Annotated in this window: 24 protein-coding genes; 8 read left to right on the top strand and 16 right to left on the bottom strand. The window is 73.6% G+C overall.

Going from position 1 to position 24,147, the window contains the following annotated elements:
- Positions 1–61 precede the first annotated feature (61 nt).
- Positions 62–586: an Hsp20/alpha crystallin family protein gene (locus tag ACZCLJ_RS15370; protein ID WP_463104367.1), complete on the top strand. Its 525-nt coding sequence runs from the start codon at positions 62–64 to the stop codon at positions 584–586.
- 175 nt (positions 587–761) lie between these two features.
- Here ACZCLJ_RS15370 and ACZCLJ_RS15365 read toward each other — a convergent pair whose 3' ends face one another.
- Positions 762–1,241, bottom strand: a complete 480-nt coding sequence (locus ACZCLJ_RS15365; RefSeq protein WP_251149811.1) for a heme-degrading domain-containing protein — start codon at positions 1,239–1,241, stop codon at positions 762–764.
- Between the two features lie 153 nt (positions 1,242–1,394).
- On the opposite strand from ACZCLJ_RS15365, the gene ACZCLJ_RS15360 reads away from it, so the two are divergent.
- From ACZCLJ_RS15360 to ACZCLJ_RS15350, 3 genes are read left to right on the top strand one after another with little or no spacing between them, the layout of a single operon-like run.
- The gene (locus tag ACZCLJ_RS15360; protein ID WP_463104366.1) at positions 1,395–2,384 is read left to right on the top strand and encodes a WXG100 family type VII secretion target; all 990 of its coding nucleotides are present in this window, start codon (positions 1,395–1,397) and stop codon (positions 2,382–2,384) included.
- A gap of 42 nt (positions 2,385–2,426) precedes the next feature.
- Positions 2,427–3,053 (top strand): hypothetical protein, encoded by a 627-nt coding sequence (locus tag ACZCLJ_RS15355; protein WP_463104365.1) that lies wholly within the window; start codon positions 2,427–2,429, stop codon positions 3,051–3,053.
- Complete coding sequence (locus ACZCLJ_RS15350; protein WP_251149808.1) at positions 3,050–3,355, top strand: hypothetical protein; 306 nt, start codon at positions 3,050–3,052, stop codon at positions 3,353–3,355. The genes ACZCLJ_RS15355 and ACZCLJ_RS15350 overlap by 4 nt, the downstream gene beginning before the upstream one ends.
- 109 nt (positions 3,356–3,464) lie before the next feature.
- On the opposite strand, the gene ACZCLJ_RS15345 is transcribed toward ACZCLJ_RS15350, so the two are convergent.
- The 3 genes from ACZCLJ_RS15345 to ACZCLJ_RS15335 form a co-directional block, all read right to left on the bottom strand.
- Positions 3,465–5,633 (bottom strand): purple acid phosphatase family protein, encoded by a 2,169-nt coding sequence (locus ACZCLJ_RS15345; RefSeq protein WP_463104364.1) that lies wholly within the window; start codon positions 5,631–5,633, stop codon positions 3,465–3,467.
- 225 nt (positions 5,634–5,858) lie between these two features.
- Entirely contained in the window at positions 5,859–7,571 is a 1,713-nt protein-coding gene (locus tag ACZCLJ_RS15340; protein ID WP_463104363.1) for a collagen-binding domain-containing protein, read from the bottom strand.
- 189 nt (positions 7,572–7,760) lie between these two features.
- Positions 7,761–8,192, bottom strand: a complete 432-nt coding sequence (locus ACZCLJ_RS15335) for a ChaB family protein (RefSeq protein ID WP_463104362.1) — start codon at positions 8,190–8,192, stop codon at positions 7,761–7,763.
- A 219-nt stretch (positions 8,193–8,411) separates the two neighbouring features.
- Between ACZCLJ_RS15335 and ACZCLJ_RS15330 the strand changes: the two genes are divergently transcribed.
- Both ACZCLJ_RS15330 and ACZCLJ_RS15325 read left to right on the top strand, forming a co-directional pair.
- Positions 8,412–9,140 carry a hypothetical protein gene (locus ACZCLJ_RS15330; protein ID WP_463104361.1) on the top strand — a complete coding sequence of 243 codons (729 nt, stop codon included), beginning with the start codon at positions 8,412–8,414 and terminating at the stop codon, positions 9,138–9,140.
- Between the two features lie 142 nt (positions 9,141–9,282).
- On the top strand, positions 9,283–9,954 hold the full coding sequence (locus ACZCLJ_RS15325; protein ID WP_463104360.1) for a sugar O-acetyltransferase: 672 nt from the start codon (positions 9,283–9,285) through the stop codon (positions 9,952–9,954).
- 55 nt (positions 9,955–10,009) lie between these two features.
- Here ACZCLJ_RS15325 and ACZCLJ_RS15320 read toward each other — a convergent pair whose 3' ends face one another.
- The 9 genes from ACZCLJ_RS15320 to ACZCLJ_RS15280 form a co-directional block, all read right to left on the bottom strand.
- Positions 10,010–10,477, bottom strand: a complete 468-nt coding sequence (locus ACZCLJ_RS15320; protein WP_463104359.1) for a type II toxin-antitoxin system VapC family toxin — start codon at positions 10,475–10,477, stop codon at positions 10,010–10,012.
- Complete coding sequence (locus ACZCLJ_RS15315) at positions 10,474–10,704, bottom strand: FitA-like ribbon-helix-helix domain-containing protein (RefSeq protein ID WP_463104358.1); 231 nt, start codon at positions 10,702–10,704, stop codon at positions 10,474–10,476. The genes ACZCLJ_RS15320 and ACZCLJ_RS15315 overlap by 4 nt, the downstream gene beginning before the upstream one ends.
- Positions 10,705–10,744: 40 nt before the next feature.
- The gene (locus tag ACZCLJ_RS15310; RefSeq protein ID WP_463104357.1) at positions 10,745–11,662 is read right to left on the bottom strand and encodes a PaaX family transcriptional regulator; all 918 of its coding nucleotides are present in this window, start codon (positions 11,660–11,662) and stop codon (positions 10,745–10,747) included.
- Positions 11,659–13,062, bottom strand: coding sequence for a kynureninase (locus ACZCLJ_RS15305; protein WP_463104356.1), 1,404 nt, complete (start codon positions 13,060–13,062; stop codon positions 11,659–11,661). The genes ACZCLJ_RS15310 and ACZCLJ_RS15305 overlap by 4 nt, the downstream gene beginning before the upstream one ends.
- A complete protein-coding gene (locus ACZCLJ_RS15300) occupies positions 13,059–14,309 on the bottom strand; it encodes an amidohydrolase family protein (RefSeq protein ID WP_463104355.1) in 1,251 nt (416 codons plus the stop codon). Before ACZCLJ_RS15300 ends, ACZCLJ_RS15305 begins: the two co-directional genes overlap by 4 nt.
- Positions 14,306–15,184, bottom strand: coding sequence for a tryptophan 2,3-dioxygenase (kynA, locus tag ACZCLJ_RS15295; protein WP_251149798.1), 879 nt, complete (start codon positions 15,182–15,184; stop codon positions 14,306–14,308). The genes ACZCLJ_RS15300 and kynA overlap by 4 nt, the downstream gene beginning before the upstream one ends.
- Before the next feature lie 179 nt (positions 15,185–15,363).
- Positions 15,364–16,047 (bottom strand): histidine phosphatase family protein, encoded by a 684-nt coding sequence (locus ACZCLJ_RS15290; RefSeq protein WP_463104354.1) that lies wholly within the window; start codon positions 16,045–16,047, stop codon positions 15,364–15,366.
- A 240-nt stretch (positions 16,048–16,287) separates the two neighbouring features.
- On the bottom strand, positions 16,288–16,935 hold the full coding sequence (locus ACZCLJ_RS15285; protein WP_463104353.1) for a hypothetical protein: 648 nt from the start codon (positions 16,933–16,935) through the stop codon (positions 16,288–16,290).
- A 299-nt stretch (positions 16,936–17,234) separates the two neighbouring features.
- Complete coding sequence (locus ACZCLJ_RS15280; protein ID WP_463104352.1) at positions 17,235–17,825, bottom strand: DUF6318 family protein; 591 nt, start codon at positions 17,823–17,825, stop codon at positions 17,235–17,237.
- Between the two features lie 180 nt (positions 17,826–18,005).
- On the opposite strand from ACZCLJ_RS15280, the gene ACZCLJ_RS15275 reads away from it, so the two are divergent.
- Positions 18,006–19,004: a ribonuclease Z gene (locus tag ACZCLJ_RS15275; RefSeq protein ID WP_463104351.1), complete on the top strand. Its 999-nt coding sequence runs from the start codon at positions 18,006–18,008 to the stop codon at positions 19,002–19,004.
- A 38-nt stretch (positions 19,005–19,042) separates the two neighbouring features.
- On the opposite strand, the gene ACZCLJ_RS15270 is transcribed toward ACZCLJ_RS15275, so the two are convergent.
- The gene (locus ACZCLJ_RS15270; RefSeq protein WP_463104350.1) at positions 19,043–21,238 is read right to left on the bottom strand and encodes a family 43 glycosylhydrolase; all 2,196 of its coding nucleotides are present in this window, start codon (positions 21,236–21,238) and stop codon (positions 19,043–19,045) included.
- A gap of 200 nt (positions 21,239–21,438) precedes the next feature.
- Between ACZCLJ_RS15270 and ACZCLJ_RS15265 the strand changes: the two genes are divergently transcribed.
- Entirely contained in the window at positions 21,439–22,731 is a 1,293-nt protein-coding gene (locus ACZCLJ_RS15265) for an FAD-dependent monooxygenase (protein WP_463104349.1), read from the top strand.
- 55 nt (positions 22,732–22,786) lie between these two features.
- On the opposite strand, the gene mug is transcribed toward ACZCLJ_RS15265, so the two are convergent.
- Both mug and ACZCLJ_RS15255 read right to left on the bottom strand, forming a co-directional pair.
- Complete coding sequence (mug, locus tag ACZCLJ_RS15260) at positions 22,787–23,389, bottom strand: G/U mismatch-specific DNA glycosylase (protein ID WP_463104348.1); 603 nt, start codon at positions 23,387–23,389, stop codon at positions 22,787–22,789.
- Between the two features lie 83 nt (positions 23,390–23,472).
- Positions 23,473–23,730 (bottom strand): DUF4352 domain-containing protein, encoded by a 258-nt coding sequence (locus tag ACZCLJ_RS15255; protein WP_463104347.1) that lies wholly within the window; start codon positions 23,728–23,730, stop codon positions 23,473–23,475.
- Positions 23,731–24,147: the final 417 nt, after the last annotated feature.

Genomic DNA, 24,147 nt, shown 5'->3' with positions numbered 1-24,147 from the left:
TCAAGGTTGATCCCGTCAGACGCCGCGGGCTCACCGCGGCAGCAGACCCGGAGGAGTCACCATGACCACCACCCTCACCCCGATCCCGTTCGGCGCTCTGGCCGCGGACCGTCTCGTCCGCGACCTGTGGACCCGTCCCGCCGCCCCTGTGCAGCGGAGCGGCTACGCACCGGCCGCCGACGTCTACCGCGACGGCGACGACCTCGTCGCCCGCTTCGACCTGCCGGGCGTCGACCCGGAGCGCGACGTGAACGTCGAGCTCGAGGGTCGCCGTCTCGTCGTGCGCGGCGAGCGTCGCGACCAGCGCGTCGTCGAGGCGCCCGAGGCCACCGACGAGCCCGCCGAGGGCTCCGAGGCGACCGACGGCACTGCGGTGGAGCCCGTCGCCGAGCCTGTCGAGAAGCCGGTCGGCCGACGCATCCGTGAGGTGCGGTTCGGCGAGTTCCGCCGGACCGTCACGCTGCCGAAGGCGGCGGACGCCGACGCCGTCCGCGCGTCGTACGACGCGGGCGTGCTCACCGTGACCGTGGCCGGCGTGTTCGCCGGCCGTGCGCCGCAGCGCATCGAGGTCACGCGCGCGGCCTGACGCCGCGCTCCCTGCTCCGGCCGCGCCCCGCCCCTGGTGCGGCCGGGCCCGACGGGCCGGTACCTCCCGAGGTACCGGCCCGTCGTCGTGCGGCGGCCTGAACGTGCCGAACCCGGGTTTACGGATCACTCAGCGCCTCGACTGACGCGTAACCCCGGGTTCGGCAGGCGGCCGCTCAGCCGCGGAACGCCCGCAGCGCCTCGACGACGAGCGCGTGGTCGTCCGCCTGCGGCAGGCCCGAGACGGTGACGACCCCGACGGGCCCGACGCCCTCGACGCGCACCGGGAACGCCCCGCCGTGCGCGGCGTACTCCTGGAGCGGGAGCTGGTGCTGCTCGGTGAACGTCGTCCCCTTGGCGCGCGCCCGCAGGCCCACGAGGTACGACGACGCCCCGAACCGCTGCACGACCCGCACCTTGCGCTCGACCCAGGAGTCGTTGTCGGGAGTCGTGCCCTCGCGCGCCGCGTGGAACACCTGCTGCGTGCCCTTCCGGACGTCGATCGTCACCGCGAGGTCGCGCTCGGCGGCGAGCTCGACGAGGAGGCACCCGAGGCGCCACGCGTCGTCGTGCGTGAACGAGGCGAGCACGAGCTCGTGCTCCTGCGCCTCGACGGAGGCGATGGTCGCGGCAAGGTCGTCGGGCGTCGTCGTCATGCCGCCATCGTGGCACGAGCGGGCCGATGGGCACCTCTCCCCATGGGAGCCCCGCACCGCCGTCGGCTAGGGTCCTCGGAGCGCAGCACACCGGCGCACGACACCCGCGCGGGCACGGCCCGCGCAGCATCCACGAGACGACGAGGGGGACGCGTGAGCTCAGGGATGTGGGGCGCCGACATCGCCGCCCTGCGCGCTCTCGCGCAGCAGATGGGGACCGCGAGCGACACGCTGCGCTCGGTGGCGTCGACCGTCGGGCCGCAGGTGGCGCAGAGCCCGTGGTCCGGACCCGACCGCTCGGAGTTCATCGGCACGTGGGACGCGGCGCTGGCGCCGCAGCTCACCTCCGTCGCCGACATGCTCGCCGGTCATGCCGAGTCCTTGCAGACGAACGCCGACCAGCAGGAGCAGACGAGCACCGCCTCCGGCGGACCGGGCGGTCCCGGGGGTCCCGGCGGTCCCGGCGGTCCCGGCGGACCGGGCGGACCGGGCGGACCCGGTGGTCCCGGCGGACCCGGTGGTCCCGGTGGACCGGGCGGACCCGGCACGCCGGGCGCCGACGAGGACACGTGGTGGTTCGGCCTGCCGGGCTGGGTGTCCGACGCGGTCACCGGCGGCGGCCTCGTCGCCGGCACCGCGGACCTGATCTTCTCGAGCCTGGACGAGTTCGGCTTCCTCGCGAACGCGGGCAAGGGCGTCACCGCGCTCGGCTCGGCCTTCACCGCCGCGGGCGGTCTCTTCTCCGCCCTCACCATGGCGGACGGCATCGTCGAGGGCGTCAACGGCATCATCGACGGGAACGGCTGGGCCACGGCGGACGGCGTCATCAGCACGGCCATCGGCGGCGCCGGGACCGCCGTCGCCATCGCGGCCCTCGCCTCGAACCCCGTCGGCTGGGGCGTCGCCGCCGGGATCGGCGTCGCCGGTCTCGTCTGGGGCGGCCTCAACCTCCTCACGCCCGACGGCATGGAGACCACCGAGTGGATCGGCGGCATGGCGAGCGACGCCTGGAACGCCACCACGTCGTTCGCGGGCGATGTCGGGTCGAACATCGCGGAGGGTGCGTCCCACGCGGTCGACGCCGCGAGCGACTTCGTCGACGACGTGACCTCACCCGTCCGTACACTGTTCGGGTTCGGCTGAGCACCGGCCTGACCGAGCACCCGACACCAGCCGGAGAACCCCTTGAGCAACCCCGCGATGCCCTTCACGTCGTTCGAGCTCGTCGCCCTGCTGACGTTCCAGCCCGGCGCGGCCGCGACGCAGTCCGCGCAGAGCCTGCGCCTGGCGGACACGCAGCCGTCCCCCGAGGCGCGCCGTGCCGGGCTGTCCTCCCTGCTCGTCCGCGGGCTCGCCGTCGCGACCGACGGCCAGGTCGCGCCCCTCGGCAACGCGGGCGGCGTGAGCGGCGTGCTGACCCGGGCAGACCGGTGGGTCGAGGTGGGCATCGTCCGCCGTGACCGGACCGACGCCGCCGTCCTCGTCGGCGTGGGCGGCAGCGGGCTGCTCGTCAGCCCGCGCGGCCTCGACACGTGGGACGTCCTGCCGCTGCGGCCCGGGTCCGACCTGCTGGACGGCGGCCTCGACCTCGCGCGCCGCGGCATCGAGGACGCCGGGGACCAGCCGGTCAGCGCGAGCCTCAAGGTGACCACGCTCGACGGCAGCGTCGCGGCGGCCGTCCACCGCGACGACGCCGGGACGTGGCGCGTCGCCACCGAGCCCGTGGACGCCGACGGCGCCCTGACCATCCGGGACGAGACCTTCCCCGACGCCGACGCGGCACTCGCCGCACTCGGAGCCGCACTCCGATGAGCCACCACCCCCAGCACCCCGGACCGCCTCCCGCGCCGCACGGGAACGGGCGTCGCACGCCCGAGGGTGCCGTGCGCTTCGTCCGCTACTGGCTCCCCGTCATGGGCACGATCGCCCTGGTCGTGGCCGTCGCGCTCCTCGTCGGGCTGCTCACGGGTGCCTGGGCCGGGGAGAGCAAGAACGTCGCCCGCTGGATCGGGGTCGTGGCGTTCGGTGGGGTCGGCATCTTCGCCTGGGTCACCCGCGGGCTGGCGATGCGTCAGATCCGCAGCGGCGCGTACCCGCCGCCGAACCGCCGCTGACCGCTCCCGCGCGCTGAGACGCCGCGCAGGCACACGGTGACGCCGAACCCGGGGTCGCACGCCACGTCAGCAGGTTCGTGACGCGCAAACCCCGGGTTCGGCACTGCTGTCAGGAGCAGGTCAGGGCATCCACCGGGACGTCGTACGCCCGGGAGGCTCCGCCGTCGGGCCGTGCCGCGGTGACCGTGACCGTGCCCGCCTCGACCGACGTCGCACGCGTCGGGAAGGACTGGTACGCCGCCCTGCCGGGCGCGACGTCCGCGTACGCGCGGGTGCCGAACGGCGTCGCGAGCGTGACGTCGACCGGCACGTCCTCGCCGTTCGTCGCGCGGACCGCGACGTAGGCCGTGCCCGCGAGGCAGCGGGTCTGGGCGGTGACCTCGGCGAGCTCAGGGCCCTGCGGCGCGCGCTGCAGCGTGACCTGGTCCATGACGCGCTCGGTCGCGGTCTCGTAGGTCGTGATCGTCAGCGCCTCGGGCGTGACGTCGACGTCGGAGTAGCTCGGCGTGCGCTCCTGCTCCCAGCGCGCGGTCCACGGCTTGTCGCCGTCGAAGCCGTAGTACTTCGAGCCGCTCGCGGAGTTCCCGGTCACGTAGAGGACCTGGTCCTCGTCGGGGACGAGCACGTCGCCGACGGCGGGGTCGGTCGCCGGGGCGACCGGCGTCGTGCCCTCCATGAGGTGGCTGCGGGTGTAGATGTGGTCGTGGCCCGCGAGCACCAGGTCGACGCCCAGGTCGCTGAACACCGGCGACAGGGCGTCGCGCATCGCGACGACGTCGCGGTCGCGCGAGTGGAACGCCTGGCTGTACAGCGAGTGGTGGAACGTCACGAGGACCCAGTCGTAGGAGTCGCCGTGCGTGCCGACCACGTTGCGCAGGAACGCCTCGTGCCCGGCGAGGTCCGCCTCGCTCCAGTCGTTCGAGTCGATGCCGACGACGAGCACGTCGTTGTAGCCGTACCAGTAGTCGCGGCGCTGCTCGGCCGAGACGTTCGGCATCGCGAAGTGCTGGTCGTACAGCGCGCTCGCCGTGTCGTGGTTGCCGTCCTGCGTCGCGAACCGCAGCTCGCGCATCTGCTGCGGGGCGAGGAAGCCCGTGTACTGCTGGGCGCTGCCCGCGTGCTCGACCTGGTCCCCCGCGGAGACGAGGAACGACGCGTCCGGGTGGCGAGCGGTCATCGTGCCGAGGTTCTCGGCCCAGCGCGCGGCGTCGTTCGTGGCGTTGCCGCTCGCGCCGATCTGCGCGTCACCGACGAACAGGAACGAGAACTCGTCCCCGAAGGCGCCGGTGTCGAACGTGCTGGGCTCCGACCAGCCGGAGGAGGCGCTGCCCACGCGGTACACGTAGGAGGAGGCCTCCTCCAGGCCGGTCATCGTGGCGTGGTGGTACGTCGCGCCGTCGGCGGACGCGCCGCCCGTGGACGACGCCGTCGCCGCGCCCTCCCACGAGAGGTCGCCCGCGGCGTCGGTCGCCTCGTCGGCACGCGCCCACTGAACCTCGCCCGCGCCGGGCAGGGTCGAGAACCACGCGACGTTCGCCTGCGTCTCGTCCGCGCCGACGTTGAGCGCGACGTCGCGGACCTCGCCGTGCGTCGGCACGAGCGAGCGGACGTCGAGGTAGATGTCGGAGCTCGTCGGGGCGTCCTGGTAGAGCGCGACGGAGATCGTGTTCTCCCCCGCCGCGAACGCGTCCGCCGGGACGACGAACGTGCTCGTCACCGGGTCCGTGCGGCCATTGCCGTGGTACTGCAGGTTCTCCGTGATCTCGCCGGCGTCGTCGCCGAGGCGCGCGACCTCCTGGCCGTTGACGTAGACGATCGCGGCGTCGTCGTAGACGATCTCCCCCTCGAACGCCGGGACGCCGTCGAGGTCCGCCGCGGTGAGGTCGACGTCGGTGCGGAAGAAGAACGTCGGGACGTCCGTCGTCGTGCCGGCGATGTACTGGGTGAGCAGGGTGGTGATCGGGAACGCCGCACCGATGCCCGTCGGCTGGCCGCGCTTCGCGCCGAACGCGCCGGTGCCGGACTTCCAGGCCGTGTCGTCGAACGCCGTCGTGGTCCAGACGCGCTGGTCCGCGTCGGCGCCCGCGGGGTTCGTGTTGTCGTCGAGGTAGCGCCACGTGGTGCCGCTCGTGCTGAGGAGAGACTCGTCGTCCGCGACCGCGGAGGACGCGGTCGCGATGCTGCTCGTGACGAGGACGGTGCCGACGAGCGACGCGGCGAGCGTCGCCGCGGCCGCGCGCGTCAGCGCGCCGGGCTGCCGGGAGGCATGCGGGGTCATGGGTTCCTTCGCAGGTCAGGGGTCCCGGCAGCGACGGCCGTCGGACCACCGTGGCAGCGCAGGACCCGGGGAGGGAAGCGCTGTCACGCTACGGAGGGCCGATGTCCCGGAGTCGTCCTCACCGTGAACGCCGCGCGGCGATCAGGTAGCCGCCCCGGGAGACGCGCGACGCCGCGCCCCCGGGCGGGGACGCGGCGTCGGCTCGTGGTGGTTGTGGGTCGCCGGTCAGACGCTCCGGCGACGGCGCGCGACGAGCACCGCGCCGAGCGCGACGAGCACGAGGGCGGCCACGGCGATCCCCACGGTCTGCGCACCGGTCGTGGCGAGGCCCTCGTCCGTCGGCGTGTCCGTCGCGGTCTCCGTCGGCGTGACGGTCGCGTCCGGGGTGGTCGGTGTCGGGTCCGGCGTCGGGCTCGGGGAGGGGTCCGTGGTCGGGTCCGGGGTCGGGTCCGGCGCGGGCTCGCTGCCCGCCGTGTTCGTCAGGACCAGCTCGACGCCGTCGGTACCGCTCACCTCGACACTCACCACACCGTCCGCGGCGGGCTCGACGAGCTCGCCGTCGACCTCCCAGGCGGGCTCGCCCCACACGACGCCGTCGACCTCCGGGAACGTCGGCTCGGACAGGACGACCTCGGAGCCGAGCGGGAGGTCGTCGATCGTCTGCGAGCCGCCGACCGGGACGGTCAGCTCGCCCGACGCCCCGTCGACGACGTACGTGACGGTGAACTCCGTGCCGTCCGGGACGGCGCTCGCCGTGTCGCCGTCGACGACCTTCGACACCGTGATGCTGCCGGTCTCGTCGACGGGCGCTGTCTCGCACGGGATCGCCCCGGCGAACAGGTAGGCGTGCGCCTCGCCGCCGAGGAGCGTGAGATCGTGCGCGACGACCTGGCCGTCGAGCGGTGCCGCGTCCACGGTCAGGTCGGCGTCGGGCGCGTAGACCGAGCCGTCGACGCGCGTCCCCGCGCCGTCGAGGGTCACCGCGCCGTCGAGCTGCGAGAGGTCCCACAGGACGTAGCGCGACGCCTCGCCCTGCGCTCCGAAGACCTTGCCCTCGACCGTCGTCGTGCCCGGGGGCACGGAGACGACGAGCGGCGCGTCGACCGAGGGCAGGACCCCGTCGGCGAACTGGACCTGGTACGCGTCGGCGATCGCCGCGTAGTCGACGACGTTCGGACGGCCGGGCTCGAGCGCGGAGAGCACCACGCGGTCGCCGGCGTCCTCGGTGACGGTCAGCTCGTGCGCCGCTCCGGAGGGGACGAGGTCGGCAAGGCACTGGCGGACGACGTCGGGGTCGGTCGCGCCCTGCTCGACGTACCCCGCGACGGAGTCTCCCTGCGTCGCGACGGTCCCCGCGTCGGCCGGCCAGTCCTGGTTCGTCGCGTCGATCGCCGGTGCGTCGTCGACGGCCGTGCGGTACCGGACCCAGCTACCGCGCTCGTAGGTGCCGAACGCGGGGTCGTCGCCGACGACCTTGAGATATCCCTCCAGCTCGCCGCCGCTGCCCGCGGGCACCCCCTGGTTCGTGATCTCGACCGTGCCCGACGTCGGCGCGTAGCTGCCGACGAGGAGCCGCGTCGGGTCGCCGTCGACGGTCGGGATCGTGTAGTCGGCCGTGCCTGCTGCGTGGTGGATGATCCCGTACATGCCCCCGTCGGCACGGACGGCGAGCTCGCCGCCGACGGCGACCGCGCCCTCGGTCTCGGTGTTGTCGAGCTGCGCGTCGCCGCGGGCGTAGACGCTGAAGCCACCGGCGAGGTCGAACGGGTTGACCGGCTCGACGGCGGCGACGGCTCCCTGGGTCGGGAGCAGCAGGGACGCGGAGACGAGGGCCGCCGCGGTCAGGGCCGCGCGCGTCCGGCGTCGACGCCGGGGACCGGTTGACCGGAGCAACAGCTCCGAGGACAGAGGGGACACGGACGTCGTCGAGAGGGTCATCACTACCTGGGGGTCGGCATCACGGGCGGCGGGCCGGGGGCGACCCACGGATCCACCGTAGGTCGCTCCGGACGCACCTCCGGGGGCGAGCGCGGGTGAACGCGTCAGGCTGTGACGAAGGCCACCGGAGTGCCGTCCTGGTTGCTCCCGGAGTGCCGGAGTTGTCAGAGTCGCCGACGCCGAGGTCCGTCAGTCGCCGCGAGCGTGCCTGGTCGCGCGGTCGTTCGCGCGCTGGATCGCCTCGACCAGCTCGTCCTTCGTCATCGACGAACGGCCGTCCACGTCGAGCCGTCGCGCGACGTCGAGCAGGTGCTCCTTGGTCGCCTTCGCGTCCACGCCGCCCGCCGTCTCCGCCGAGGACTCCGACTCCAGGCCGTCCTCCTCGGCGCGCTCGTCCGACGGCCCCGGCTCGTCCTTGGGCTCCCAGTGGTCGCCGACCTTCTCGTGCGTGTGCTTGAGCGCTGCGAACGCCACGCGGCCTGCGCGCTCGGCGGAGCCGTACTGCTCCATCGCGGCGTCGTAGGCCTTGGCGAACGTCCGCTGCGCCTTCTCGTCCGAGCGCTGGAGCGTGCTCGGGATCTCGGACTCCTTCGCGTCCCCGCTGCGGGTCGTCTTCGGCACGGTCGGCCTCCTTCGCGCTCGCTGCCCGACGGCGGTCGCCGCCTCCCGTCGAGCGTCTCGCCACGCGCCGTCGCTCGCCAGCGCGGCGGCGCGGCGGCGCAGCGGCGCAGCGGCGCGGCGGCGCGGCGGCGCGGCGGCGCGGCGGCGCGGCGGCGCCGCGGGTCGACGCCACGTGCCCACCGACGGGCGACCAGGAACGCACCGGCCTACGCTTCCCGGATGTCGCGCGCCCTGATCTTCCACGGCCGGATCGCCGGCTGGGGCACGTCGTCCGGGACCCGGGTCGTCGTCGGCCGTTGGGACCGCTCACCCTTCGGCGCGTTCGCCGACGTCATGGTGGAACGACCCGACGGCGAGCGCCTCCTGCTCGCACCGACCGCGGAGGTCGCCGAGCTCGTGGCCTCGACGTACCGGTTCGACCGGGTTGAGGTCGTCGCCGTGCGGGTCGTGGACGTCGAGGTCACGGACGTCGAGGCTCCGCCGGGCGGGACGACGGGCGGAACGACGGGCGGAACGACAGGCGGCTCGGCAGGCCGCCGGACGCGGCTGGATCGGGTTCCGCGCCCGTGGCAGGTAACGGCTGGCCCGCTCGAGGCGCGGCTCGTCGTCGGGCGGCGGACCGGCCTGGGGCACGCGCTGCGGGCGGTCCCGGATCGGGTCGCCGGGTCACGACGGTTCACGACCGTGACCGACCCTGTCGCCCGAGCGCTGCTGCACGGCGTGCGCACGCGCGGGAGCGCAGGGTCGGGCCGCGTCGAGCACTACGGCGCCACGGACGTGCACGCGCTCGACGAGGTCACGTCCTCGTGGGACGGCGAGCCGCTGGGAAGCCTCACGTCCGTCGACCCGCCGGTGCGCTTCGGGTTCGGGTCGACGCCGCGACGCCCCGCCGTGACGGACGTCGTGACGACGATCGTCCTGCCGGACGGCGGAGGGGACGTCGCCTGAGGGCAGCCGGCGAGAGATGCGCTCCCGTTCGAGGGATGCACGGGAGAGCGCATCTCTCGGCCCGGAGTGCGTCGTTCGAGCTCGGGTGCGAGAGGCTGGTCCCTAACCCGACCTCCACCCCGATCCCTGGGAGCCGAGACCTGTGGACGAGCACGAACGCGAGATCCGGCGGCGCATGGCGGCGCACGAGCTGTACACGGACCACGGCGTCGCCGGCCTGGCCGCCGAGCGCGCCCGTGCGACCGACCTGACCTACGACTTCAACGCGACCCGCCCGTCGGCGACCGGCGAGCGGCAGCGTCTGCTGCGCGAGCTGTTCGCCGCCGTCGGCGACGACGTGTGGATCGAGCCGACGCTGCGCGTGGCCTACGGCTGCACGACGCGCCTCGGGAACGGCGTGTACGCGAACTTCGGGCTCACGCTCGTCGACGACGCCGAGATCACCGTGGGCGACCGCGTGATGTTCGCGCCGAACGTCACGATCTCGACGACCGCCCACCCCGTGCACCCGGACCTCCGCCCCGACGGCACCCAGTTCTCCGCGCCGGTCGTCATCGAGGACGACGTGTGGGTCGGGACGGGAGCAGTCATCCTGCCGGGCGTCACCGTAGGGCGGGGTTCGGTCGTCGCCGCGGGAGCCGTCGTGGCGGGGAACGTGCCGCCGATGACCGTCGTCGGGGGCGTGCCCGCGCGCGTGCTGCGCGAGATCACCGACGCCGATCGCGAGTGGACCTACCGCGCGCCGCGCACGCTCGACGTCCCGGGTCCGGGCCCGCGGATCGTCCCCGCCGCCGCGCCGGGCACCGCCGTCTGACGTCGAGGTCGCGGTAACCGGCACTCGCTGGCTCCACGTCCGCTGCACCGGCCTCTCAGAGCAGGTCGACCGCGCACCGGATGCCCGGCGCTCTCGCGATCCGCGCATCGGCCGTGAACAGCGTCCCGCCGAGCCGCTCCGCGAGCGCGACGTACGACGCGTCGTAGGTCGAGAGGTTCGCACCGAGCTCCCACGCCCGCGCCGCGAGGACGGCGAACGGCCAGAGCTGCACAGGTAGGAGCTCGAAGCCCTCCAGCGCGGACCGCGCCTCACGCCCGGTCAGGAGCCCCGACGCGCGTCGACGACGGAGGACGTTCGCGACCTCGTAGGGCAGGAGGTCCGGGGCGTCGAGCACGCCGACCCCGAGCGTGCGGCGTGCGACCGCCTCACCGCGAGCGCCCGGGTCGACGAGCATCGTGAGCACCGCCGACGCGTCGACCACGAGCGGGCCGAGGGGCGCCCCGCCGGACGGCGACCGGGCCGGGCCGCTCGAGCCGCGATGCGCCGGCGACCGGCTGCTCACCGCCGGTCGGCCGCGAGGTCGGCTAGGACGTCGCCGACCTCGAGCTCCGGCAGGCCACGAGCGCGCTGGCGCACCTCCACCACAGCGCTCTCGAGGGACGGACGCGCGGCGATCTCGCGGAGCGCCGCCGCCAGGTACTCCTGCAGCGACCGCCCGCTGCCTGCTGCGCGCGACGCGAGCTCGTCCCGCACGTCCTGCGGGACGTCGCGGATCGTGATCGTCACCATGCAGGCATCATAGCGCCAATGCAGGCACTCTGCATGCACGTCATGGCCGGCCGTGACGTCCTGGGCTCTCCCTCGTGACGGCTCGGACGTGCTCGGACGCCGGGCCGGCGAGCGCGGCCCGCAGGGCACCGAACAGCGCGATGCTGGCCGTCCCCGGCCAGTCGGCGGGCAGGGCGCTCGGGGGCAGTCCCGGGTCGACGTACGGGACGGGCCGCCAGTCGTCGACGGCGCGCACCCACCGGGCGAACGCCTCCCGCGGCGAGAGGGTGGACCCGGACGACCCGGCGTCGTCGGGCCCGGGCCGCCGAGGTGCGCCCCCGTGCGCCGCGAGGAACGTGCGGTGCAGCGCGGCGATCCGGTCGAGGTCCCACCAGCGAGCCGCGGCATCGGCGAAGGTCCCGTGGGTCTGGGGCGTCCCGGTGACGAACAGCGTCGCGGCGTCGCGCAGGTCCAGGTGGTCGAGAATCTGCTCGACCTCGCCGGACAGGTGCGCCGGGCAGATCCACAGGGCGTCGGCGACCGTCCCGCACCCGATCCCCGCGAGGTGGCGTCGGAGCTGGTGACGCGCGGCCCGCCGGTCCTCGGGGACGGAGAACGAGACGAGGAGCCACGCGTCGTCGTCGGCCTGCTGCCGGTAGGCGAAGATGCGCCGGTCGCCGCGCGCGAGCATCGCGTCGGCGCCGGGTGCGAGCCGGTACCCCGGTCGACCGCCGACGTCGTCCGCGAGGAGCAGCCCTCTCGCCTTGACGCGCGAGACCGCGCTGCGGGCGCCCGCGGACGGGACGCCCACGGCGTCCAGCAGCGCGACGAGGTCCGCGACGGCGACCCAGCCGCCGAGGTCGCGCAGATACAGCCCGACGACCGTGCGCAGCAGCGACGTCGCACTGCCCGGGCGGGCGTCGAGGTCGTCGAGGACCACGGCGTCGGTGTCAGGTGCCGGGCTCAGCTGCCGGCTCACGGCGTCGGGGCGTCGGGCGCGTCGGGCGCGTCGTCGGCCAGACGCTCGGCGGGAAGCGCGCCGGACGTCACCTCGACGAGCGCGTCGCGCACGGCCTCGACACCGATGCGCACCTCGTCGAACGAGGTCGACAGGGGCGAGAGCCCGAGGCGCAGGCCGTTCGGACGACGGAAGTCCGGGATGACGCCACGCGCCCAGAGCAGGGGAAGCGTCGCCTCGAACGCGTCGTGGTCGACGGTGACGTGGCTGCCGCGCCGGGCGGCGTCGCGCGGAGACGCGACGTGCGCACCGAGCGGCACGAGCAGCTCGTCCACGAGGTCGAGCGCGTGCTCGGTGAGCGCGACGGCCTTCGCGCGGATCGCGTCCATGCCGGCGTCGGCGATCAGGTCGACCATGTCCTGCATCGCGAGCATCCCGACGATCGCGGGCGTCCCGCTGAGGAACCCTCGCGGTCCGGGGTGCGGGTCGTAGCCCGGCCCCATCTCGAACGGCGCCGCGCTGCCCATCCAGCCCTGGATCGGCTGGGTCACGGTCTCCTGCAGGTCGGCGCGCACGTACCCGAACGCGGGCGCGCCCGGCCCCCCGTTGAGGTACTTGTACGTGCAGCCGACCGCCAGGTCGACGCCCCACGCGTCGAGCGCGACGGGCACCGCTCCCGCGGAGTGGCACAGGTCCCACAGGACGAGCGCTCCGGTGTCGTGCGCGAGGCGCGTGATCGCCTCCGCGTCGCTCACGTACCCCGACCGGTACGCGACGTGGCTCAGCACGACGAGCGCGGTGCGGTCGGAGAGCACAGCGGCGACCTGGTCTGGCGTGACACCGGCGTCGCGGTCGGGCTCGATCCAGCGCAGCGTCGCACCGTGCTCGCGTGCGACCCCTTCGAGGACGTAGCGGTCGGTCGGGAAGTTGCCGGAGTCGAGGACGATCTCGTCGCGCCCGTCCACCTGCGGGGCCGCGAGCGCCGCGCGGACGAGCTTGTAGAGGACCACGGTCGTGGAGTCCGCGACGAACGTCTGGCCCGCCGCCGCGCCGAGCGCCGCCGCGCCGATCCGGTCCCCGAGCGTCAGCGGCAGCTCGTACCACTCCTCGTCCCAGCCGCGGATGAGCCGCGCGCCCCACTGCTCCGTCGCGAACCGCGCGAGGCGTTCGGCAGAGGCGCGCGTCGGGCGGCCGAGCGAGTTGCCGTCGAGGTAGGCGACCACGTCGTCCGACGGGACGAACGCGTCGACGTGGTGCGCGAGCGGATCGGCGGCGTCGAGCCGGCGCGCCCGCGCGGCACGGTCGGCGGCGGGGTCGGCGGCGGGGTCGTCGGCGGGGTCGGCGGCGCGGTCGGCGGCGTGGTCGGCATGGTCGGCCGGACGGTCGGGGTGGTCGTCGCGGGACGCGGTCGTGGGAGTCATGGCTGGTCCTTCCGGGTGGTCGTGCCCGACGGCGGGGTGAACCCCGGGCGCAGCACGTCGTCCAGGTGCAGGGTCGAGGCGCCGGCGAGCCAGCGCGGGAGGTCGTCCGGGTCGTCAGGTTGTGCGCCCGGCACGAACGTCACCCGCTCTGCCGACCACGACCTGCCGGTCGTTCCGCGGCTCACGACGTCCTCCAGGTCGTGCTCGGCAGGAAGGGCGGAGGTCACGGGAAGCGTGGAGGCCGCAGGACGGGTGGAGCCCGCGGGACGGGTGGAGCCCGCGGGACGGGTGGAGGCCTCGGGACGGGTGGAGGCCTCGGGACGGGTGGAGGTCGAGGACGTGGTGGACGTGAGGGCGCGCACGAGGGCGTCCGGGCCGAACCCGGCGGCGGTGAGAGCGCGCAGCTCGCGCTCGTTCACGCCGACCGGCAGCGGGCCGTTGCCCAGGTCCGTGCCGTACACGACCGTGCCGCCCGCGGCCGCGAAGCGCCGCACGTTGTCGATCGCGACGTCCTGCGCGGGCGTCGGCGTGCCCCACCCGTGGATGTCGAGCGTGCTCACCCACGTCGTGCGGCTCACCGGCACCGTGCCGATCACGACCTGAGGGTCGTTCTCGGGCGCATTCCGGCCCTCAGGTCGTGCTCGACCGCGCGCAGCGTCGTGCTCGGCGCGGGGGCGGGGGCCCGGGCGCGCCATGGCGAGGATCAGGTCGTCGGGCAGTCGCTCGGAGAACGGGGCGTGCGCGAGGCGGTCGACGCCGGCCTCGAACGCGCGCGCCACCTGACCCGGACCTTCCGCGTGCGCGACGACGTCCCGGCCCCGCTCGTGGGCGCGCGCGACGATCGCGGCGAGCGTGACGTCGTCGGGCACGGGACCCGCCTCGCTGTTGAGCGCGACCTTGACGAACGACGCCCCGGCCGCGAGCTGGCGGTCGACGGCGGCGACCGCCTCGTCGGGCGACGACACCTCCGCGACCGAGCCTTGCGGCGCCCAGGCACGGTCGGAGGGGTAGCCGCCCGGCGCGGTGAGGAACGCACCGGCGAACGCGACCTCCGGGGACCCGGAGCACTCGGCGTCACGAGCCCACGTCGCCGCGACGTCGGGCACCCAGCCGAGGTCGTGGACGGCGGCGATGCCGTGCGGGAGGAGGGCGGTCGCGTCGACGAGGCCGAGGTGGACGTGCGCGTCGGTGAACGGCGGGAGAAGCGTCCCGCCGTCGACGGCCCGGCCGATCGCCCGGAGCGTCATGACCGTCCGATCTCCGTGCGGACGGCGAAGAGCTCGGGGAAGAACGTGAGGTCGAGGGCCTTCTGGAGGAACCCGACGCCGCTCGACCCGCCGGTGCCGCGCTTGGTGCCGATGATGCGCAGGACGGTCTTCATGTGGCGGAAGCGCCAGAGCTGGAAGTTGTCCTCGAGGTCGACGAGCTCCTCGCACGTCTCGTAGGCGGACCAGTGGGTGTCGGGGTCGTCGTAGATGCGGCGGAAGACATCGACGAGATCGTCGTCGAGGACGTGCGCGTGCGTGACGTCGCGGTCGAGGACATGTGCCGGGACGTCATGGCCGTGGCGGGCGAGGTAGCGGAGGAACTCGTCGTAGACGCTCGGCTCACCGAGGAGCCGGGAGAGCTCGGCGTGCGCGGCGGGCTCGGACGCGAAGACCTGGAGCATCCCCGCGTTCTTGTTGCCGAGGAGGAACTCGACCGCCCGGTACTGCCACGACTGGAACCCCGACGCGTTCCCGAGGAACCCGCGGAACTGCGCGTACTCACTGGGCGTGAGCGTCGCGAGGACGGACCACTGCTCGGTGAGCGTGCGCTGGATGTGCTTGACGCGGGCGATCCGCTTGAGGGCGGCCTGGAGCTCGTCGGCGGCGAGGAGGTCGCGGGCCGAGACGAGCTCGTGGAGCACGAGCTTGAGCCACAGCTCGGTCGTCTGGTGCTGGACGATGAACAGCATCTCGTCGTGGTGCGCCGGGGTGCTGGTGGGCTCCTGCGCCGCGAGCAGCGTGTCGAGGTGCAGGTAGGAGCCGTAGGTCATGCGCTCGCGCAGGTCGGTGACGATATCGGGCTCGAGGGCACGCTCGTTCGAGGGCGGGTTCGCGCGCTGTGACGGTTCGACCATCCGCCGAGCGTATGTTACGGACGTGACGAGAGCCAGAAGTGTGCAATGCCCCTCGAGATCGGCAGCTCGCCGCGAGATCGGCACGACGAAAGACCGGTCTCACGCGCGCCTGCCGATCTCGCCGCTCCGCCCGGGCGAGGAGCGCCCCTCGGCGCGGCCGCTCGCGGGAGAAGTGCGCGTCAGGACTCGGCGTCGGCGCGCTCCTCGGCGACGGACTCTCCGGTCGGGTCGTCGGCGAGCTCGTCCGCCAGGACGTGACCACCGAGGGGGCCGGCGCTCATGCCGACGTAGCGCCAGCCGTTCTCCGGGTCACCCTCGACCTCGACCAGGCCCGTGTTCTCGAGCGGCGTGTAGGCCATGGCGTGCAGGTCGACGCCCTCGGCGCGGATGCTCGTCCACGAGCGGATGGCGGCTCCGTGGGAGACGACGACGGCCGTCTGCCAGCCCGTTGCCGCGACCTTCGCGACCGCGTCGTCGAAGCGCGCCACGAACTCGGTCCCGTACGGGCCGCCCGGCATCCGCCGGGTGAGGTTGCCGCCGCCCCACGCGAACACCGTCTCGAGGTAGAGCACGTGGTCCTCGTGGCGGTCGGACATCTCCAGGTCGCCGGCCTCGACCTCGCGGAACCCGTCCAGCTCGAGCGGTTCGAGCTGACGGTGCTCGGCGAGCGGCGAGGCAGTCTGGTGCGTGCGGACGAGGGTCGAGACGGCGATGCCGTCGATCACCCGCTCCGAGAGCGCGTCAGGGAGCGCCGCGGCCTGGCGCGCACCCAGCGCCGTGAGCCCGGGGCCGGGGTGGCCGGTGTCGAGCAGACCGGCGACGTTGGACGGGGTCTGTCCGTGACGGACGAGCAGCAGGCGCATGGTTCTCCGGTTCGTGGGGTTCCCCGCCACCCTATGGTCCGAAACCCCCGCATGCCTCGACGGGCGGCGCGACGAAAGGGGCGAACGAGACGGCGCCGGAGGGCACCGGGAGGGCGCCATCGTGGTGCCGGAGGGTGGCCCCGGGAGCTGCGCGAGGTGTCGTGGGGGTCGGGGTGTCGTGGGGGTCGGGGGTCGAGGGTTGCCGCTACGCGCCGCGGCCGTTCCTGGGGCCGGCCCCCGTCAGCCGACTGGGTCCGTGACGAGGCGCGAGCGCGCCTCGTACACCTGGAGCGGCTCGGCCGCGCTCGCCGTCGTCGCGGTGCCCGGCACGTCCGTCCACGTCGGTGCGCCGGCGATGCGGAACTGCCCGGACCAGGACGTCGTCAGCCCGATCGTCAGCGACTCGACCGGCTGCTCGTAAGTGTGGTGCACCGTGTGGTCCGGATACGGCGCGCCGGGGTCGGACGTGACGAGCGGCGCGCTGCCGTCGGCGTAGTCCCACGCGAACGACTCGGGCGTCGCGCGGATCTGCACGGGGATGCCGAGCAGCGTGGCGTCGAACGTCTGCTCCGCGGAGTCGGTGTACGTGATGGTCGGGACGTTGACGAGCGTCCATCCGTCGGGCGGCTGCACGACGATCGACGACGGCGCGATCGGCAGCGTCGCGAACTCGCGCTCCGCCTCGGCGAGCAGGTCGGCGGGCGTGATGCAGCCCTCGTCACCGACGAGCTCCGGCGGCCCCCACGAACCGTCCGGCTGCCGGGCCTCGCGGAACAGCGCACCCTCCGCGAACTCGTCCGGCCCGCACTCGATGCCCTCGTAGGCGAGCTGCTCACCCTCGGTGCACGCGAAGTCGTAGCGCGTCGACGGACCGTCGAGGCTAGTCACAAGCGAGCACAGCGCAGGCGTCGCGGAGAAGTATCGGTCGGGCGGGTCGTCAGTGCTGGCGGCAATGTAGACGCCACCGCCGCGGGTTCCCTCGCGAGCCGCTCCCACCGTGACGTTTTGATCGTGTACGTCGCCGCCGGCAGTCCAGCCAGGTGGCGCTGGTACCGAGAACTCGACTCGTCCGGCAACGACGTCAAGAGCCAGACCTTCCGACGGAAGCACGACACTCCCGATAGCATTCGCGATGACCGACGATGCAACGATTGGGGCGCGGAACCAAAGTCGCGTGGCCACGCCGCTCACCCCTCGGGGATCGGGGCGATCTCGACGATGACCCACTCACCGTTAGCGCGGCCAACTTCTACGCGTACCGAGTCTTTGTATGCGGGCTCGTCAGCGACTACTGCTCCGTCAGCGCCGGTCACCCTTACAGCCTCTTGAGCCATCTCGGCATCGAGCGGAAAGATCCCAGTCGCCTCGTCTCGTTGATACCTCCGTGGCTCGTCGATCGACAGCGTGATCGCCCCTCCCTCGAAGATCGCGCCAGAATCCGAGAGCCACGCCGCCTTTTCAAGCGTGGCCGAGCAGAAACCGCACGACTCATGCGACATGGACGCAAGGGAGTCAATCTGCTGCGCCTGTAGGGCTGGAGCGTAGAGAGACATGAAGTACTCCGCAGCCGCCGCTGCACCTTCGGCATCCTCCTGCTCCATCGCCGCCGGGCGCTCAGGCTTCACCGGGCCTGTCTCGGTCGGTGTGGGCTCGGGCTCTTCGGTCGGCTCGGGCGTCTCCTCGGCCGAGCTCGTCGACGGTTCGGGCTCGACAGGCTCCTCCGCCGTGCACCCACCGACCACCAGCCCCACGGCGACGACGACACCGAGGCTGAGCACGCGCCGTCGGGCACGGGACGACGAACCTGACGCGAGACGCATGCAACCCCCTGAGACCCCCTGCGCGCCCGCATCCGGGCCGCGCCGCACGAACTGCCCCAGAACCTAGCGAACCGTGACGTCCGGCGGAACCTGTGTTCTCGGTCTGTGGACAACGACGTCGCGTGGCACCCTGTCGGCATGTCGCGCAGGGAGCTCGTGGTCCTCGGAACGGCCAGCATGGTCCCGACCCGGACGCGGAACCACAACGGATACGTGCTGTTCTGGGACGACGAGGCGATCCTCTTCGACCCCGGCGAGGGCACGCAGCGGCAGATGACGTTCGCGGGCGTCTCCGCGACGGACCTCACGCGCATCGCGATCACGCACCTGCACGGCGACCACAGCCTGGGGCTCGCGGGCGTCGCGCAGCGCATCAGCGGCGACGGGGTGCGGCACACGATCCCGGTGTCGTACCCGGCGTCGGGCCAGCGGTGGGTCGACCACCTGCTCGACGCGTCGGCGCACCACCGCCGCGGCCACGTGCTGGAGCAGCCGCTCACGACGGACGGGGAGGTCCCTCCCTCGCCCGACCGCCCCGACCCCGGCTTCACGCTGAGCCACCGCCGCCTCGACCACACGCTGGAGGCGGTCGGGTACCGGCTCGACGAGCCCGACGGCCGCAGCCTCGACCCCACCCTCCTGGCGCGGCACGGGCTGGCCGGGCCGGTCGTCGGGCAGCTGCAGCGCGACGGCACCGTCACCGCGCCCGACGGCCGGACCGTCACCCTGGACGACGTGAGCGCGCCCCGCCCCGGCCAGTCGTTCGCGTTCGTCATGGACACGCGCCTGTGCGACGCCGTGCTCGAGCTCGTGGACGGCGTCGACCTGCTCGTCATCGAGTCGACGTTCCTCGACCGCGACCTCGACCAGGCGGAACGCTGGGGTCACCTCACGGCGTTCCAGGCGGCGAAGGTCGCGGCCGACGCCGGGGTGCGGCACCTCGTCCTCACGCACTTCTCGCAGCGCTACACCGACCCGGTCGAGTTCGAGCGCGAGGCCCGCACCGTGTTCGACGGCGACCTCACCGTCGCGCAGGACCTCGACCGCGTGCCGGTTCCCCGACGCCGCAGCGCCCGACCGCCCGACGACGCGCCCCGCCCCGTGGGCACGGACGAGCCCGGCGGCCCCTCGTCGTGAGGGGCCGCCGGGCTCGCGGGTAGTGCTGGTCTACGGCGTCAGGCGCCGCAGCTCGGCGCGTCGAAGGCCGCGGTGAACGTCTGCGACGTCCCGTCCGGGGCGGTCGCGGTGACCGTGGCCTCCCCTGCTGCCGCCGTGCCGCGCACCTTGAACGACTGGTACGCGTTCTTCCCGGGCTCCACCTGGGCGAAGCTCTTGTCGCCGAACGGCGTCGAGAGCGTCAGCGCGAGCGCCTCGTCCCCGTCGTTGGTCGCCCGCACCGCGACGAAGGCTGCGTTGCCGAGGCAGCGGGTCTGCGCGGTCACCGCGACGTCGATCTCCGTCGGCGGCTCCTCGCGCGGGTAGGCGTCGAGCGCGTCGAGCTCGGTGTACCAGGTGCCGCGCGTGAAGGTCACGGTGTTGAGCCCGGCCTGGAGCTCGACGTCGTGCTCGACGCTCTGCCAGTTGCCCCACGTCGTGTGCGGGAAGGTGACGACCCCGGCGTCCTCGCCGTTGACGGTGACGCGGTCGGTCGACGAGAGCGTGTACCCGCCGCGCTCCGACCCGTTCGCGAAGCGGACCGCGAGCGTGTACGGCCCGGCCTCCTCCGCCTGGACCTGGAGCGTCACGGAGCTGTCGGCGAAGTCGAGGCCGCCGACCTTCTCGCCGCCCGACGCGCCGGCAGCGGTGCCCACGGAGCCGCGCACGATCACGCCGTCCTCGAACTCGTACCGCGTCGCGTCGTCGGGGATCACCGGCGGGACAACGGTCCGCGGCTCGTCGAGGACGGGGAACACGTCGATCGCGTCGATCTCGGCGAAGAACGTAGCGCGGGTCAGCGTGACGGTGTTCCAGCCCGCGTCGAGCTCGGCCACGTGCTCGACCGTCTGCCAGTTGCCCCACGTCGTGTGGGCGAACGTCACGGTCCCGGCGTCCGCACCGTTGACCGTCATCGTGTGGGTCGACGGCACGCGCTCGGCGCCGTCCGTCGAGCCGTTCGCGTACCGGACGCCCAGCAGGGCCGGACCGGCCTCGTCGGCGTAGACCTCGACCGAGACCGAGCTGTCCGCGAAGTCGAGCCCGCCGACCTTGGCGAGCCCCGACGCGCTGCCGTCCTGCACGACGCGCGCGTTCGTCACGACGCCGTCCTCGGCCTGGTAGCGGTCGGATGCGGCAGCGACCGACGGCACGCCGTCCTCCGACCACTCGAGGTCGCTGAGGTACATCGCGCGGTAGGTGAACGCCTCGTTCCAGCCGTGGAAGACGATCGCGGTGCCGCCGTCGGGGGCCGTCACGACGTCCTGCCCGCCCGGGCCGCGCACGTCGCCCCGGAAGCGGTCGCTCGTCATGAGCTCCGTGGTCGCCTTGGTGTACGGGCCGGTCACGCTGTCCGACGTCGCGTACGCCGTCCGGTAGGCGCCGCCGTAGAAGTCGTTCGCGGAGTAGATGAGGTAGTACGTGCCGTCGCGCTCGACGATCGTCGGCGCCTCGACGACGCGACCCTCGTTCGCGCGGTCGACACGGATGAGCTCCGTCGCCGGGCCGGTGAGCGTGGTGCCGTCGGCCGAGAGCGGCTGGGCGTAGATGATCGCCGTCTTGCCCGTGCAGCAGTTGCCGTCGGCCTTCCACAGCAGCCAGAGCTGGTCGCCGTCGTGGAACGTGCCGGCGTCGATCGCGCCGCCGAGGTCCTGCGTGCCGGCCTCGCCGTTGGGGCAGACGATCGGGTCGTCACCGACGGGCACGAACGGTCCGTCCGGGGTGTCGGACAGCGCGAGGCCGATGCACTGGCGCACCGTCGTCGCGTCGCGCGCCGTGTAGTAGAGCGCGTAGCCGCCCTCGACCGCGGCGACCTCGGGCGCCCAGACGCACCGGTCCGTCGCGCCGCCCGGGCTGAAGCTGCACTCCCCCACCCAGGCGCCGAGCTCGGGCGCGGCGTCGGGCTGCTCGGTCCACGTCACGAGGTCCGTCGACGTCCGGTGCTGGACGTTGTCGCCGCCGGAGTTCGTCGCGTACGCGTGGTAGACGCCGTCGACGAGCAGGATGTCGGGGTCGGGGAAGTTGTCGTCGATCACGGGTTCGATCACGGGCGCCGCGTCGGCAGCGGCCTGCGCCGCGACGGGACCTGTGGTCGCGGTGCTCGGGGCGGCCGCGGTGGCTGTCGTCGCGGACGCGACGAGGCCGAGCGCGACGAGAGCGCTCGTCGCGAGCGCGGCGAGCGAGGGCAGGGAACGGGTGGACCGGGCGCGTGGCCTCATCGGTGTCCTCTCGACGGTGAGGGGCGGTGTCCCCGGGGCAGCGTCGTCCCTGGGAATCTGAGTGTCCCTGGCGAACGCACACGAGTCAACACATTCGGGCAAGAGCAAACACTGCGATATCGACCACCGACGGAGTCGGGGTGGAGGCGCCGTGGCGGACGGTACGGTCTGCGGGTGACTGCACCTCAGGACGGACGACGGTGACCGCGCGGGCCGTCGTGATCGGCGGCGGCATCGGCGGGCTGGCGTCCGCGGTCGCGCTCGCGCGCGGCGGCTGGGACGTCACAGTGCTGGAGCGCGCGACGTCTCTCGAGCCCGTCGGCGCCGGGATCGCCGTCGCGCCCAACGCGGTGCGCGCGCTCGGCGCGCTCGGTCTCGGGGACGCGCTACGCGACCTCTCGACCCTCCAAGGCGAGGTCAGCATGCGCCGCCCCGACGGCCGGTGGCTCGTGCGCGCGGACACGGCGGACGCCGGCGCGCGGTTCGGCGACCAGACGCTCGTCCTGCACCGCGCGCAGCTCGTCGGGATGCTCGCGGACGCCCTGCCCGACGGTGCGCTCCGGCTCGGGGCGAGCGCCGCCGTCGTGCACGCCGGGGACGGCGGGCGGCCTGCGGTGGTCCGGGTGTCCGACGCCGCGGGGCCGGTCGACGGTGACGTGCCCGACGCCGCGGGTCCCGCGGGAGGAGACGTGCGCGACGGCGCGGGGCCGGCGGGGACGGACGCGCCCGACGCCGCGGCGTCGGGCGAGGAGGTCGAGGCCGACCTCGTGGTTGCGGCGGACGGCATCGACTCCCCCACCAGGACGCGGTGGTGGCCGGACGCGCCGCGGCCCGTGCACGGTGGGTCGACGGCGTGGCGGCTCGTCGCTCCGGTGCGGACGGACATCGTTGGGGGCGAGACCTGGGGGCGCGGGATCGTCGTCGGGATCGTGCCGCTCGCCGATGGTCGGGTGTACTCCTACGTCTCGATCGCCGACGCGGCGGGCGTGCCGGAGTCCTTCGAGGAGCTCCGCGAGCGCCTCGCCGACTGGCACGAGCCGATCCCGGAGCTGCTCGCGTCCGTCGACCCCGCGCAGACGCTGCGGCACGCGCTCCGCTGCCTGCCCGCTCCCCCGGCGACGCTCGCGACCGGACGCGTCGCACTCGTCGGCGACGCGGCGCACGCGATGCTGCCGAACGTCGGGCAGGGCGGGTGCCAGGCGCTCGAGGACGCGGTGGTGCTGGGCGCGCGCGTGCCGGCGTCGGCGGCACGCCGGTCGGGTGGGCTCGACGTCGCGTCGGCGCTGCAGGCGTGGTCGGCCGAGCGCCGGCCGCGGGTCGAGAAAGTCATGAAGCTGTCCGCGCAGGTCGCCGTCCCGACGCGATGGACGTCGCCCGTGCTGACCGGCGCCCGCGACCTCGGGGCGCGAGCGGCTGGGACGTGGGCGGCGTCGCTCGGGACGCGCGCGCTCGACGGCGTCATGGGCTGGCGGCCGCCGACGACCGGTGGCTGAGGCACGTCCACGACGTTGTTCGAGAGTACGAACCGCTCGATCGCAGGCACGCACCTCAGGCTCGACGGCGGTCCGGCAGCCCCGCCGCATCGCGCAGCTCCGTGTACACCGCCCCCAGCGTCGCGACCGAGTGGTGCGCGTTGAGCCCACTCGGGTTGGGCAGGAGCCCCACACGCGCCGGGCCGATGCGCCGCTCCTGCGGGCCCGTCGTCGCACGGCGGTCGCCGAACGCCGTGCGGTACGCGCCCAGCCCGAGCACCGCGACCCAGCGCGGGCGCCACACCTCGGCGGTCTCCTCGAGCCGACGACCGCCGTGAACGATCTCCTCGGGCGCGAGCTCGTCCGCGCACGCCGTCGCGCGTCGCACGACGTTCGTCATGCCGAGCCCGGCGCCGAGGAACGCGTCGCGCTCCCACGGGCCGAGGACGCGATCGGTGAAGCCGGCCGCGTGCATCGCTTTCCAGAACCGCGTGCCCGGGTTGGCGAACGGAAGCCCCACGGCCGCCGAGTACAGGCCCGGGTTGATGCCGCAGAACAACACGTCAAGGTCCGGGCGCAGCCAGTCGTCGATCTCGTGGTCACGCGCGGCGGCGAGCTCGGTCGGCGTGGGGCGCGGGTAGGGCGGCGTCGGGCGGTCGTCGGGGCTGCGGGGAGGCACCGGACCATCCTGGCGCGCACAGGAGCCGGGGTCGACGCGTACGTCGCCCCGGCCCGATGCGGCAGAGCCTCCTCGTACGAACGTCAGCCCAGCGCGACCTCGACGCCGCCCGAGAAGAACGAGTCGTGCAGGTCGATCGACGCCGGCACGGCATCGGCAGGGATGTCGAACACGACGGTCCCCTCGACGGAGTTCCCGGGGTTGATGTCGGTGAGGAAGCTGTTCGCGTCCCCGAGGTAGATCGCCGCGCTGCCGTCGGAGGAGTGCGTGCGGCCTGCGGTGCCGGCGACATCCTGGCTCGACCCGTCGAACATCTGCGCCACATCGCTGGTGTTTGTCACCGTCGTATGCATGAACGAGCCCAAGCACGGTTGGTGCTCGTCGTGCTTCGCCAAAGCCAAGCATCGCAAGTCAAACCGACCCGGCGGCCAGCCCAGGTGTACGTGTGCCAGCCTGTGGGTCACCGACACTTCCATGCATGGCCTCGAATCGAGAGAACATGGCCTTACGAGACCATGGCGCGATCCGCGTCCCGCAGTACCGCGCGGGACACCGGCACGACATCCTCGAGCTGCACGACTACGAGGACTCCTCGACTACAAGAAGCCCGACTTCAGCCCGCGCGACATATACCAGGCCGCTCCGACACGGCCAATGGTGCAGCTCTCGACCGAACGAGACGGCATCCTGTGCACGCGCTTCGGAGACGCCACCAAGAGCCACCGGATGAAGGATCCGTCTGCGATCGGAAGGGCCAC

Source organism: Cellulosimicrobium sp. So1_17 (assembly GCF_055181235.1).
This window is presented reverse-complemented; position numbering and strand designations above follow the sequence as displayed.